Origin of the sequence: Mycobacterium sp., from assembly GCF_040509115.1 — a bacterium.
In the GTDB taxonomy this organism is placed as follows: Bacteria; Actinomycetota; Actinomycetes; order Mycobacteriales; family Mycobacteriaceae; genus Mycobacterium.
In genome coordinates this window covers 1-13,311 of sequence record NZ_JBEVLO010000198.1, presented here as the reverse complement: position 1 = coordinate 13,311, position 13,311 = coordinate 1, and the positions used below count along the sequence as shown (strand labels likewise).

The window sequence follows — 13,311 nt, the reverse complement described above, 5'->3', positions numbered from 1 at the left end:
CGTCGTCGCCGCCCGTGGCCATGAGGACTTGTCAAAGCGGGGTCCAAGGGATCACACTAAGCGGAATAATTCATCCGCTATAGCTGCGGCAGCGGCCCTCAGGCCCACCGGGCCGGTCCGTCCGAAAGGAGCTGTTCGGTGTGCGAGTTCGACGACCGGATCATCACGGAGTTCCGCGCCAACGGCGGTTGCGTCACGACCGGCGGCTTCGGCGCCGCGCCGGTGTGGTCCTGAATGAGGCGGACAACTCCACCTTTCATGCCGGCGGCGCGAGCGAAGGAAGGGCACTGCCATGGTCGCTGTGGACGTGAACCCGTTCGAGATCGAGGTGCTCACGCGCTTCGAGCAAAAGGCGCGTGCCGATGTGTATCTACCGGCCGGCCTCAAACATCCGGTGCCGGTGGTCCTAGGTGCCTCGCCCTACCAGAAGGCATTGCGATCGCTGCCTGCCGCATCGACCTTTCCGTTCATCGAATACGGGCCGATCCAGCTGTACTTGGACCGCGGCTACGCGTATGTCGCCATGGATGTCCCCGGTACCGGACGCTCCGAGGGCACCTGGGATCCGGTCTCACGGTCGGAGGGCGAAGCGATCCACGACATGATCGAACACGTTGCCGCACAGCCATGGTGCACCGGTGCCGTCGGAATGATCGGTATGTCGTACTACAGCTGGAGCCAGTGGAACGCCGCACGCACCCGCCCACCGCACCTCAAGACCATCGTCGCCTATGACGGTGCCACCGACATGTACCGCGACTGGATGTATCACGGCGGCATCCCCACCCAGGGCTTCCTGTCGGCGTGGCTCCTCGGATCGGTGCTCTACCAGCACTCACTGAGCGGTATCGACTATCGGACGGGCGACAAGCACGACTATCTGTACGACGCGTTGTCACACCCGCTCGATGACGCCTGGCAGCGACGCCGCTCCCCCTTCTGGGAGCTGCCGGAGGTCGATATACCGGTGTTCTCGATCGGCGTATGGGGCAAGGGCGCGTTGCACCTACGCGGCAACTTCTACGGCTACGAGCGCGTCACTGGGCCCAAGAAGTTACTGGTTGCACACCCCGACACCTTCGCAGGTGCGCACGAATACTTCTTCGACGAGGACTTCCACCGCAACGAGTTGTTGCCGTGGTACGACCATCACCTCAAGGGCATCGACAACGGCGTGATGGGCCGACCGGACGTGCGGTTCTTCGTCAACGGCGAAGGCGTGTATCGCGATGCCTCGTCGTGGCCGCCCGCCGACGCCTCTCCGAGCACGTTCTTCCTGTCAGCCGAGCCCAGCGGGGCGGTCTCCTCTCTCAACGATGGATCCTTGACCGAAGACCGACCGGACGTGGACGCTGCATCGACGTCGTGGACCTATCCCGACCCGAAGTGGGCCGCCGGGGTAACAGTTTTCGATGAGCAGGGCAGGCCCGACCACGTCGCCAGGGTTGTCACGTTCACGACGGCACCGATCCAGCACGCACGCGAGTTCACCGGCCACGGGGTGCTGACTCTGTACGCCTCGACCGATCAAACCGACCTCGATCTCATCATCAAGGTCTCACTGCTGACCGGAGACGGACCGGCGATACGCGTAACGCAAGGTTGGCTGCGCGCGTCCCACCGTGACGAGCATCCCGAACTGACCGCCGACATGCGCCCGTTCCACGCTCACGAGAGCGCTAAACCATTGCAACCCAACGAGATCCACGAGTTACGCGTCGAGCTGCTGCCAATGTCGTTCTTGGCGCAGCCGGGCGATCGCATCCGACTGGAGGTCAGCAACAACGACTCACTTCTGGCTGACGCTCCGATGACTCATTTCTACGGCCGCAAGGTCGGCACCGACACCTACCATCATGACCGTCTGCACCCTTCCTCGCTTCGCCTGCACGAACGACCCCGGCAATAGAACAAGAACGGGTAGCACCGACTGAAACGATGCCGTGTCGAGGTCGAACGCGAGAAGTGTTGCCGCGTACGGCGCTTCGGGCTGCCGAACCCGAACCGGGACACCCGCGATGACCACCGCTGCCGCACACCCAATCAGAACAGGACCACTGCCATGAACACCGACCGGGTCGTCATCATCACCGGGGCCGCCGGAGGCGTCGGCTCCGAACTAGTCGACCGATTCCTAGCCAACGGCGATACCGTCATCGCTACCGACGTCGACGACTCTGCGTTGGAGCAGTGGCGGAGCCGCTGGGACACCGACGGGCAGACCAACCCCAGACTGATCGCCACCGCCGCCGACATCGCGGCCGAGGAGAGCTGTCATCAACTTGCCGATCGCGCCGCTGAACAGACCGGCAGAGTCGACGTCCTCATCAACTGCGCAGGCTGGTTCCCGTTCGTACCCTTCGAAGAGATGACCACCGACCAGTGGCGCCAAGTCATCGACATCAATCTCACCGGCACCTTCCTGATGACCAAGTCCGCAGTCCCGCTCATGAAGAACCGCGGCTGGGGTCGCATCATCAATTTCGGATCCGGATCGCTATTCGACGGGACCGCCAATCAATCCCACTACGTCGCGGCCAAGGCAGGGGTCCTCGGCTTGACCCGGTCGCTGGCGCGCGAGCTAGGCGACTACGGCATCACCGTCAACGTCATCACCCCCGGGCTGACCGTCACCAAGGCCGTCAAGGACGCATTCCCCGAGGACATCCTCGAGGCCCAGCGCTCCCGACGCGCAATACATCGCGACGAGATCGCCGGCGACTTGGTTGGCCCCGTATTCTTTCTCGCCTCCGATGACGCCGGATTCATCACGGGCCAGACACTCAACGTCGATGGTGGCCAGCACATGCTCTGACCGCGCGACGCGGGCTGTCCCCCCGCTTCGGCGTTCCTTCCCCGCAGTCGCGGTTGCAGATCAATCCCGCCGCGATTGCTGCGCGGGCGACCCGATGACGCCACACATCTGTCGATCAGGGGCGGGGACGCTCGTACCCGGCGGTGGTCGGTGGGTTACTGGTCCTTGGTCGGCTTGTTCCTGCGCCATGCCAGATTTTCGGGCAACATCCAGCCCCGCCAACGTGCTAGCAGGCACAGCACCGCGCCCACCACTGTCGAAATGAGAAGACCGGTGTGCGGGTGCCCCAGGTATTGGATGAGAACCAGCGTGAGACTGGCGATCACGGCGCAGGTCGCGTAGAGCGTGTTGCCTCGGAAGATGGTGGGGATCCTGCCGACCGCAATGTCGCGCACCACGCCCCCGCCGACCGCGGTGACGGTGCCCAGCAAGATCGCGGGCAGCCAACTCAAACCGAGCGCGATGGCTTTCTGGGCGCCAGCGGATGCCCAGCAGCCCAATGCCAACGCGTCCACTAGGGGAAACAGTCGGTCCCATAGCCGGCCCTCGACCCGCACCAGGAACGCGACGCCCGCTGCGATCAATGCCGTCGTCAAGTAGGCGTAGTTCGTCAACGCCACCGGCGTGCCGTGCTGCAGTAACGTGTCGCGGATGAGGCCGCCGCCCAAAGCTGAAACGATTGCCAGCGCGGCGAATCCGACGGGGTCGAAACCGTGCCTGCGTGCGACCGCTCCGCCGAGAAGCGCGTTGGCGCAGACTCCCATCAGATCAAGGACACGCAGCAGGTCTGGCACGGACGCAATCCCACCCACCATAGAGCCACCGCCCACCGCGCTGTTGATGTTCTCCCATCGATGCCAGCGCCGCTATCCGGACAGTGCCTTGGACAAGGTGGCCGCGGAGATGTTGGCGCCGCAAGAGACGACCGCGATGCGATGTCCAGCGGGAGCTTCGTCCGCAACCGACGTCGCCGCCGAAATCGCCACCGCGGCTGCACCTTCGACGAGTTGATGCGTCCGGTCGATGACGTCCCGCAGCGTCTGTCGGATCTCGGGTTCCTCGACGAGAATCCAATCGTCGACCAGCGCAACGCACAGCGGGAGGGTGATCGAACCCGGCTCCACCGCTCCTGCCGTACCGTCACTGAGGGTCGGCTTGGCACGAACGTCGACCACCTGTCTGGTGGTGACTGACTCCATCATGGCGGGGTCATTGGCCGGCGATGCGCCGATGACGCGCGTGTGTGGCCGACGCGCCTTGATGGCGGCGGCAACACCTGCGATGAGACCGCCACCGCCGACAGCCACGACGACGACGTCGAGGTGTTCTGGTCCAAGTTGGCGGTCGATTTCCAGCCCAATGCCGCCCTGTCCCGCGATGACATCGAGATCGTTGTACGGGCTCACATAGACCATGCCGTTTTCCTCTGCATGGGCACGCGCCCAAACCTCGGTCTCACCAGTCTCCGACCCCGTGCGACGTACGGCGACGCCAAGGGCTTCGATGGCGGCGACCTTCACCGGCGAGGCGTTCTCCGGCACGCACACCAACCCCGACCCACCAAGGCGGTCCAATGCGTACGCCACGCCCAGACCGTGGTTTCCTGACGATGCCGCGACAATTCCGCGTCGTCGCTGTTCGTCCGACAGGGTCGCGAGCTTCGCGATTGCACCGCGCACCTTGAAGGAACCCGTGCGCTGCTGATGTTCACACTTGACCAGCACCGTGCCCGAAGTGGAAGCCGGATACCTGATGAGTGACGTGGTGTCGATGAAGGGACGCACGTGCGGCTCCACCGCATCGACGCGCTCGATCAGGGCGGCGACGAGCGCCTCGGACTCGCTCACGCACATAATTCGTTATGCCGCACCATGACCAACTCAGCCATGATCGCATCGTAGATCCCCAGCCCGCATTGATCGACCACGGTGATCTGATCGGCTCGGGTTCGACCGGGATGGCGGGCGCCGACGACATCTGACAGCTCGACGACATCGGACAACGCCAATGTCCCTGTCTGCACCGCGTGAGCGACTTCCCCATACCGCGCGCATGTCAGCACTCCATCGGCGACCACCAGGTCAGCCGCGGCGAGGACATCGACATGTAATTCCTGTTTGTCGGCGAAGTCAGAACCCATTGCGGTGATGTGCATTCCAGGCCGGAGCAAGTCCCGGTGAAGCAACGGAGCGCGACTCGCGGTCGTGGTGATGACGATGTCGGCGTGGACGACGGCAGCGGCTACGGAGTCGGCGACCTGCACGACCAGACCGTAGGTCTCGCGCAGCCGAGCCGCAAGCATCTCAGCGCGCGACCGGGTGCGGTTGTAGAGCCACACCGTACTCACGCTTCTGACGCCCAGGAGCGCCGCGAGCTGGTGTTCGGCCTGAGTGCCTGCACCGAGGACCGCAACGGTGGTGGCGTCCGCACGGGCCAACAGGTCGGTGGCCAAGGCTCCGGCAGCACCGGTGCGCAGTTCGGTCAACCAACCGTGATCGTGCAACTCGGCGAGTAGCGCGCCGCACTGCGCGTCGAGCACCATCGTGAAGCCATCGTTGACTGGCCGGTCGCTGCGTACGTTGGCGGGAAACCCGGTTGCCACCTTGAACGCGACGTAGGGCGATCCGAGCAAGTAGGCACTCTTGACATGAATCTCCCCGTCCTGCAGTCGCAACCCGATGTGCTCGGGCGTCACGACGCCGCCAGCGGCGAGCGCCAGCTGCGCTTGTCGCGCCGCCTCCAACGCATCTGACCGCGAGACGAGCGAACGCACCATGACCTCGTCGAGAACCAGTGGCAACCCACCCATCAGACGGCGATTTGCATGCAATCAGCGAGACGGCCGAGGAACGTGTCGACGTCCAACTCGGTCGTGTCGAATGACGTCATCCAGCGGACCTGGCTGCGCGACTCGTCCCAGACATAGAACGGATAGTCGTGCTGTAGCGTCGCCACGACCTCGGCGGTGGGGAGCACCGCGAAGACGGCGTTGGCTTCCACCGGATAACAGATCTGCACGCCGGGCAGTCGACGTGCACCGACAGCCAGGCGACCCGCCATCCCATTGGCGTGCGCAGCATTTCGTCGCCACAGATCGCCCTCCAGTAGCGCGACGAATTGGGCGGACAGAAACCGCATCTTCGACGCCAGCTGCATCGCCTGTTTACGAATATAGAGAGCCTTGCCCGGGCCCCGTCCACCACGATTGAACAGAATCACCGCCTCCGCTCCCATGGCGCCGTTCTTGGTGCCCCCGAACGACATCACGTCGACACCCAGCGGCGCCCCGAGATCGCCGAGTGCGCAATCCAAGGCCACCGCCGCGTTCGCCAGCCGTGCGCCGTCGACGTGCAGCAGCATCCCGTGGGCGTGAGCCCACTGCGCAAGCGCAGCGATTTCTTGGAGGGTGTATACCGTGCCCAGTTCGGTGGGCTGGGCAATGGACACGACCCGTGGTTGTACGTGGTGTTGGTCACCGCCGCCCAATGCGGCAGCCTCGACCAGCGCCGGAGTCAGCTTGCCGTCGGTGGTGGGGACGTCGGTTAGCTTGCTGCCCAGGAAACGTTCCGGAGCGCCGCCCTCATCGACATTGATGTGTGCGGTGTCGGCGCAGACAATGGTCTCAAACGGATGGAGCATCGTCTGCAGCCCAACGACGTTCGCGCCAGTGCCGTTGAAGGCGAACAAGACGTCGATCCCCTCACCGAAATGCTGGCGGAACAGCGAGTGAGCCTGATCCGTGATCGGATCAGCCCCGTATGACGCCACGTGGCTTCCGTTGACCGAGAGCATGGCATCGAAGACTTCGGGGTGGACGCCGGAGTAATTATCGCTGGCGAAGCCGGGTCGGCCGATAGTCATTGGCACTCCTTAGATTTCGGGCACGAGAAATAGGACGTGAAGAGTTCTGAGGGGACCCCGGGTTGGCCCGGTCTCAGCAGTGCTGAAGGAACCGGGAAAGAACCCGGGTACCGAACCGCAGTGCTGACAGCGGAACACGTTCATCAGGCCCGTGAAACATGGCGGCGAAGTCGAACGCGGGCGGGAGTTGTAGGGGCACAAACCCGTAGCCCCGGATGCCGAGTCGGGCGAACGAAGTGTTGTCGGTGCCCGCCGGCATGCAATAGGGCACGGTCACGGCGTGCGGGTCCTCGGCGATCAGGGCGGAGGTCATCGCGTCGACGAGCGGAGCGCCGAAGGGGTGTTGCAGCGCCGCTTCGGTATAGAGGTCCTCGACCTCCAGACCGGGACCCACGAGTTCGTTGAACGTGGCGGCAAAATCATCATAGAGACCGGGCAGATATCTTCCATCGAACACCGCCTCGGCCACCCCAGGAACCTGATTGACGCTGCCTGCACCGGCGCTGATCGCGGTCGGTGACACAGTGTGCGACAGAGCCGGTATCACCAGCCGGCTCAAGGAGCCGAGTTGGCGCTCTAGTCCTGCGCGATCGTCGAGATCAATCTCCGCTCCAAGCGCGTCGGAGGCGGCCGCGACGAACTCGCGCACGGTGTCAATCCGTTTGACGGGCCACCGGTAACCTCCGACGCGCGCAACAGCCGCGGCGATCGCCGTGACTGGGTTGTCGGGTCCGGGCATCGATCCGTGCCCACTGGTACCCCGCGCCCGGACCTTGCGCCACGCGATGCCCTTCTGGGCCGTCTCGACCAGGTACAGACGACGTCCTGTCGGTGTCGTCCACGAGAAGCCGCCAACTTCGCTGATTGCCTCATCGCAGTCTGCGAACAACTCGCGGTGATGATCGACGAGCCAGGCTGAGCCGAGCCGTGAGCCAGCTTCCTCATCTGCCAGGAACGCCACGACGATGTCGCGGCTGGGGATGATCCCCGCCCTTCTCCAATGCCCGAGCACCGCAAGGACCATGGCCAGGAAGTCCTTCATGTCGACGGCGCCCCGACCCCACAGACAGCCGTCGGCAATCTCACCGGCGAAGGGCGGCAAGGTCCACACCTGCCCCGCGACGGGTACGACGTCGAGATGACCGTGCACCAACAGAGCGGGCCGGTTGCGGTCATGGCCGTCGATCCGTGCGATCACGTTGGCGCGTCCTCGTTCGGACTCCAGCAATGTCGGAGTGAGCCCGAGATCAGTGAGCCATTCGGCCACCCTTTCAGCTGCGGCACGCTCCCAAGCTCCGTCCGCTCCGCCGACGTTCGTGGTGTCGTACCGCAGGAGTTCTCGACAGGTATCCACGACCTCGATCTGCGCCTGCTGCAGCGAAGTATCAACGTGCGCTTGGGTCTTCGTCACAGGACCCGCCGCAGGAAGTCGGCGGTTCTTGGATGTTTCGGAGCGGTCAGGACGGTCGACGGTGGCCCGGCTTCGACGATCACCCCTCCGTCGAGGAAGACTACGGTGTCGGCGGCTTCGCGCGCGAAGCCGATCTCGTGCGTCACCACCACCATCGTCATTCCCTGACCAGCCAGCTCCCGCATGACCGTGAGCACCTCGCCGACCAACTCGGGGTCGAGCGCGCTGGTTGGTTCGTCGAACAGCATCAGTTCAGGGCGCATTGCCAGCGCGCGGGCGATCGCAACCCGCTGCTGCTGGCCCCCGGACAGTTGCGACGGATACGAATCCGTCTTGTCACTGAGCCCCACCTGGGAGAGCAGCCTTTTCGCATTCGCAACCGCATCAGCCTTCGGCTCCCGTTGAACGCGGATGGGAGCTTCGATGACGTTTTGCAGCGCGGTCATGTGGGGGAACAGATTGAAGCGCTGAAAGACCATGCCGACGCGCTGGCGTTGCCGGTTGACAGCGCGTTCACTCAACTCCTGTAACCCGTTGCCGCGGCGGCGGTATCCGACGAGTTCGCCGTACACCCGTAACTCGCCGGCATCGAGCCGCTCGAGGTGGTTGATGCATCGCAACAGCGTGCTCTTGCCAGAGCCGCTCGGGCCGAGCAGGCACACCACTTCGCCTCGCTGCACTGTCAGGTCGATCCCTCGGAGGACCTGAAGGGGCCCGAAGCTCTTGTGTAGCGCCTTGGCGTCGACGGCCAGCGAGCTTTCGGTAGTGGCGACCGAACCAAGCGCGGCGCTCACCGGGCACCTGCCCGGCGGCGCGCCCCGCGGGCGATGCGCGCCAGCCGCGATCGCGGTCTTCCGCGGCCTGGGTGCCGCCCCGCGACTCCCCGGCCGAAGTGACGTTCCAATTTTCGTTGTCCGACAGTCAGAATCGATGTAATCGTCAGGTACCAGATGCTGGCGACGACGAGTAGGGGGATGACTTCGAAGGTCTGGGAGTAGACGTTTTGCATATTGGTCAGCAGGTCGTGTCCGGAGATGACCGACACGAGGCTGGTCGTCTTCAGCATCCCGATGGTTTCGTTGCCCATCGGCGGAATGATGACCCGCATGGCCTGAGGCAGTACGACCCTGCGCATCGCAAGCCCGCTCGGCATACCCAGCGCCTGGCAGGCCTCCGTCTGCCCGTGATCGACGGCCTGGATGCCGGCGCGGATGATCTCCGCAGCGTAGGCGGCTTCGTTGAGCCCCAGCGCAAGGATGGCCGCGGTCGTGCCGGTGATGACGGCACTCGTCGGCGCTTCGACGAAGACCAGATCGGTGAATGGCACGCCCAGCACGAGTTGCGGGTACAAGGCACCGAGATAGCCCCAGAAGATGATCTGCACCAGCACCGGTGTGCCGCGAAACACCCAGAGATACAACGACGAAAGGCCCACCAGGACGGGATTTCTGGACAATCCCATGACGGCCAGCATGGTGCCGCCAATGATCCCGATGGCCATGGCGAGGACAGTCAGCCAGAGGGTGACCCACAGACCCCGCAAGGTGAGCTCGCGGAACAGGTAGTCGAGGATCACGCCCTTCTCCAACCTGGGGTTGGTCCACAGGGAGCGAACGAGTAATGCGACGATCGCGACCAGAACGATGCCGCCAACCCAGCGGCCTGGTCGTGGTTGCGCTCGGGCCTTGATGGGGACCATGGTGGATTCGACCGGAGCCGCCGTCGTACTGGTCATCGTTCAGCTCCCGCTGCCGATGACCGACTTGTCCACTGCAATCGAAGCCAATCCGTACTTGTCGAGGATCTGGCGGTATGAACCGTCGGTGATGAGTGTCTGCAGCGCCTTCTGGATGGCGTTGGTGAGTTGCACATTGTCTTTGAGCACTCCTATGCCACCGGGCTGTGCGTTGTAGCCGGCGGGGCTTCCTGAGGGCGTCACGACTTCAAAGACGTTGCCGTCTCCGATCGTTCGAGCAGCGTAGCTGAGCGCGCCCGTGTCCTGAACGATTGCAACCACTTTGCCGCTGCGCAACGCCAACTGTGTGTCCGGGAAGGTTGGCAAGGTGAGAACGGTGATCTCGGCTTTTCCCGACTTGGTGCACTCCGCACTTTGGGCCTGCACGAATGCGACTTGTTGGGCACCTGATTGGGTGGCCACCGACTTGCCACAGAGATCGGCGACGCCTTGGATCCCCTCGGCATTGCCCTTGAGAACCATTATCCCTGTCCCGTCTTGAAAGTACTGAACGAAGTCCAACACCTTCTGCCGCTCGGTGGTCGCCGACATCTGGGAGATGATGACGTCACCCTGATGAGCTTGCAGGGCCGGGATGATTCCGCTGAAAGGGGTTTGCTTGAAGGTGAATTCGACGCCTAATTGGCGACCGAGGGCTTGCGCGAGGTCGTAGTCGAGGCCAGTCACCTCCCGGCTGTCTTGGGAGACGAACATCTCGTACGGAGGAGAGGGGATGTCGCTGAGGACGACTACGCGGTTGGCTTGTTGGATCGAAGCTGGAAGCTCGGAGTAAAGCGGGCCTGAACCGATGCTGGCACCCGCGCCGTCTGACGTGGAGTCTGTCGGCGATGACGCGCCGCCGCTGCATCCAGCGAGGGCAAGGACGGTGGTCGTGACGACCGCAACGGTCACCCCCGCACGGCTACAGCGGGCTCGGGGCAGGCAACTAAGACGTCGGATAGGCATGGCGAGCCTCCAGGCAAGGATTCGTTGGTGCCGCAGATGGCCGCACCAAATGGCACCGCACCAAAGCTGGGCACCGGAAGGCCGGGTACCGCGAGCAAGGAACGGCGATGTCAACCGCGCGATTCGAGCGCCGCGAGGCTGCTACCCGAACCGATTAGACAATTTATCAGGATTGGACATTCTGTCAAGACACTAGTCGGGCGTTTGTCGACGCGCGTCGCGCAGCAACGAGTACACAGTCGCCCGGGATACACCAAGCGCCTGCGCGGCGTGGGCAGCGGCGTGCCGGGTGGCGAAGAGGTCGGCCTGATCGAGTTCGGCGACGAGTTCTAGCCGTTGGGCTCGGCTGAGCGCACGGCGATTCAAATGCCGTTCTTTGCACCAACTGTCGACCGTCATTGCGATCTGCTCGCGCCAATCTCGCTCGAAGAGAGCGCTTGGACGGGCGGTCACCTCTGGCATCGCCAAAGTGGTCAACACCGACAGCACTTGATCCAGCGGCGACTTGTCGATGTTCACGCAAAGCAAACCGCGGGTGGTACCGGCCGCATCGCTTACCGCGGCGCTGACTGACGTCAGCCTTCGGCCGTCGGTCGTGACTTTCTCGTAAGGGCCGAGCACGTACTGACCGTCACCGAAACTAGACAGCGTGTCGTCCAATAGGGAGGGGTCACCTATCTGCCTGTTAGAGAAGCAGTTCCAAAGGCCGACGATCGTATCGGTTTCGATGTCATGCAACACCACTTCGGCGTACGGATTGAGGAGTTGGGCGACCGCGGCGCACGTCGGCATCAGCGGCTCGCTCCATGCTGGCCTCTTGGTCACGTCAACAGACTAGCTGCGGGCGCACACGCATCCTGCGACGCTGGGCGAGGTTTCGACACGGTCCTCGGCATGGGATGACGCTCTACTCCGAACGCACTGCACTCGCGGGACCGGCGGGTGGCCCCGCCGACGTCTATTGGACGACGTGCCGCGACCTGCCGGTCATGGAGTCGCGGTATCGCGGTCCAACCAGGGTGCCGCACATGATGACGCACAGCGCGCTGACGTCGGCGTGCACAGTGCCACCGTCGCGAGTTGCACAGTGACGCGGTTTTGCATCCCGTTCGGGTTCGACTGCCCCCTCGCGGAACTGGGCGCCGCTATTGCGGTCGGCGGGGGTTGCTCCCCCTCCGCCCAGTCCCGGCGCTCATCGTTGGCTCACCCACCGGGCGGCTCGTCGACCTGATGTTTGAGCTTGTCTTCGACTGGGAGCAACCCGTTGCCGAAGTCATCCATGGAGGCGGTGAGGATGGTCATCACCTTGTGTCCGGCGGCGAGTTCCTGGTCGGTGAGGCTCGCCATGGCTTGCCGGTTGGCAGCGCCGAGCTGAGCGAAGAAGGTACGCGCGACCTGCATGCCGTGGTCCTCATAGCGCAGGATCACCTTGCGCCGGTCGGTCGGGTCGTTGTCGCGACGGATGTGTCCGGCGGCGATCATGCGATCCACCAGGTGCGTGATCCCCGAGTGCGTAAGTCCAATCCGCTGTTGAAGCTGCCCGGCGCTGAGCACGACCCCGGTGGTCTCGCCGACCATGATGTGCAACAGGGCGTGGAACTCGTTGGCGCTGAGTCCGTGCATCTCGGCGAACATTCGTCCGATCCGATCGGACTGGGCCGTCAATGCACGCAGGTCGGCGGAGAGCAACGACTCCATCGCCTCTCGGCCGCCTGGGTACCCGACTTGCCCATGCTCGGTCAGTCACTCATCCTCCGCCGTGCGGGTAATTAGCGCAACCAGCGCGCGGCGGGTGCGCCAGCGCGTTATTTGGTCACCGGAGAAAAAGTCGCATAATTCGAAATTTGAATTGATCAATAGTTTGCCTTATGAAGCAGTGGCCGACTCCGTCATGGACCTTGACGGACGCCGCGCGCGGTAAACTGATCATGAAAACCAAGCTAGTGAGCTGTTTTCGAGTTTCCGAGACCGATCTCGTCAAAGGGATGACCGGAAGCCCAAAAATTATCTCGCCCGGCTCGAAATTTGCTGATTTCGCACTGCGGCGTGTGCTAGGTTTTGACCGCGCGGTCACGGCGGATCGACTACCAAGTCCACACCGCATTACGTGGGGTGTCGTGAGGGGCCGATTGGGGGCGAGGTCGGTCACGGCAGGTGCACCGTGACCGCGCGCCATCGATTGATCAAGCCACAGCAAAGCGGGACTGGCTCAAGGGGTCAGTGCGATGTCGATTCGGCCTCCCGCCGACTGTCAGCAGCAGGAGTGGCCGCTCAGCGTCGCGCCTGAGACGCGTCTTCAACCCGAATCAGCGACGTCGGCGACAGAAGCCTGCGCCTATCTTGCCGAATCGGATACCAACTCGACTCTAGGGGCTCGACCTGGTCCAGCCGGCGCGCCGCCGCAGACAAAAACCGCCCCTACCTGCGTTAACAGGGGGGCGGTAATGGCGGTGGCGGAGGGATTTGAACCCTCGGACGGGGGTTACCCGTCACACGCTTTCGAGGCGTGCTCCTTAGGCCGCT

General features: G+C 63.7%; 12 protein-coding genes. 2 read left to right on the top strand and 10 right to left on the bottom strand.

The annotated features are described in order from the left end of the window. The first annotated feature begins 292 nt into the window (after positions 1-292). Complete coding sequence (locus ABW137_RS14030; protein ID WP_526400876.1) at positions 293-1,909, top strand: CocE/NonD family hydrolase; 1,617 nt, start codon at positions 293-295, stop codon at positions 1,907-1,909. Between the two features lie 153 nt (positions 1,910-2,062). Continuing rightward, a complete protein-coding gene (locus tag ABW137_RS14025; protein ID WP_526400874.1) occupies positions 2,063-2,815 on the top strand; it encodes an SDR family NAD(P)-dependent oxidoreductase in 753 nt (250 codons plus the stop codon). Between the two features lie 155 nt (positions 2,816-2,970). On the opposite strand, the gene ABW137_RS14020 is transcribed toward ABW137_RS14025, so the two are convergent. The 10 genes from ABW137_RS14020 to ABW137_RS13975 all read right to left on the bottom strand — a co-directional run bounded on the left by ABW137_RS14020 (position 2,971) and on the right by ABW137_RS13975 (position 12,486). Next, the gene (locus tag ABW137_RS14020) at positions 2,971-3,609 is read right to left on the bottom strand and encodes a TRIC cation channel family protein (protein ID WP_526400872.1); all 639 of its coding nucleotides are present in this window, start codon (positions 3,607-3,609) and stop codon (positions 2,971-2,973) included. 72 nt (positions 3,610-3,681) lie between these two features. Beyond that, complete coding sequence (locus ABW137_RS14015; RefSeq protein ID WP_526400870.1) at positions 3,682-4,662, bottom strand: threonine ammonia-lyase; 981 nt, start codon at positions 4,660-4,662, stop codon at positions 3,682-3,684. Next, complete coding sequence (locus ABW137_RS14010) at positions 4,659-5,624, bottom strand: ornithine cyclodeaminase family protein (protein WP_526400868.1); 966 nt, start codon at positions 5,622-5,624, stop codon at positions 4,659-4,661. The genes ABW137_RS14015 and ABW137_RS14010 overlap by 4 nt, the downstream gene beginning before the upstream one ends. Further along, a complete protein-coding gene (locus ABW137_RS14005) occupies positions 5,624-6,676 on the bottom strand; it encodes a threonine aldolase family protein (RefSeq protein ID WP_526400866.1) in 1,053 nt (350 codons plus the stop codon). Before ABW137_RS14005 ends, ABW137_RS14010 begins: the two co-directional genes overlap by 1 nt. A gap of 73 nt (positions 6,677-6,749) precedes the next feature. Beyond that, complete coding sequence (locus ABW137_RS14000; protein WP_526400864.1) at positions 6,750-8,087, bottom strand: M20/M25/M40 family metallo-hydrolase; 1,338 nt, start codon at positions 8,085-8,087, stop codon at positions 6,750-6,752. Beyond that, complete coding sequence (locus tag ABW137_RS13995; protein ID WP_526400878.1) at positions 8,084-8,839, bottom strand: amino acid ABC transporter ATP-binding protein; 756 nt, start codon at positions 8,837-8,839, stop codon at positions 8,084-8,086. The genes ABW137_RS14000 and ABW137_RS13995 overlap by 4 nt, the downstream gene beginning before the upstream one ends. Before the next feature lie 38 nt (positions 8,840-8,877). Further along, positions 8,878-9,822: an amino acid ABC transporter permease gene (locus ABW137_RS13990; RefSeq protein ID WP_526400862.1), complete on the bottom strand. Its 945-nt coding sequence runs from the start codon at positions 9,820-9,822 to the stop codon at positions 8,878-8,880. A gap of 3 nt (positions 9,823-9,825) precedes the next feature. Then, positions 9,826-10,734, bottom strand: coding sequence for an ABC transporter substrate-binding protein (locus ABW137_RS13985; RefSeq protein ID WP_526400860.1), 909 nt, complete (start codon positions 10,732-10,734; stop codon positions 9,826-9,828). Between the two features lie 246 nt (positions 10,735-10,980). Then, positions 10,981-11,613 (bottom strand): helix-turn-helix transcriptional regulator, encoded by a 633-nt coding sequence (locus ABW137_RS13980; protein WP_526400858.1) that lies wholly within the window; start codon positions 11,611-11,613, stop codon positions 10,981-10,983. Positions 11,614-11,991: 378 nt separating this feature from the next. Then, positions 11,992-12,486 (bottom strand): MarR family winged helix-turn-helix transcriptional regulator, encoded by a 495-nt coding sequence (locus ABW137_RS13975; protein ID WP_526400857.1) that lies wholly within the window; start codon positions 12,484-12,486, stop codon positions 11,992-11,994. Between the last annotated feature and the right edge of the window lie 825 nt (positions 12,487-13,311).

Coding starts and splice junctions, on each gene's coding strand:
- ABW137_RS14030 (WP_526400876.1), top strand. CDS start 293: ATGGTCGCTGTGGACGTGAACCCGTTCGAGATCGAGGTGCTCACGCGC.
- ABW137_RS14025 (WP_526400874.1), top strand. CDS start 2,063: ATGAACACCGACCGGGTCGTCATCATCACCGGGGCCGCCGGAGGCGTC.
- ABW137_RS14010 (WP_526400868.1), bottom strand. CDS start 5,624: ATGGGTGGGTTGCCACTGGTTCTCGACGAGGTCATGGTGCGTTCGCTC.
- ABW137_RS14005 (WP_526400866.1), bottom strand. CDS start 6,676: ATGACTATCGGCCGACCCGGCTTCGCCAGCGATAATTACTCCGGCGTC.
- ABW137_RS13990 (WP_526400862.1), bottom strand. CDS start 9,822: ATGACCAGTACGACGGCGGCTCCGGTCGAATCCACCATGGTCCCCATC.
- ABW137_RS13975 (WP_526400857.1), bottom strand. CDS start 12,486: ATGGAGTCGTTGCTCTCCGCCGACCTGCGTGCATTGACGGCCCAGTCC.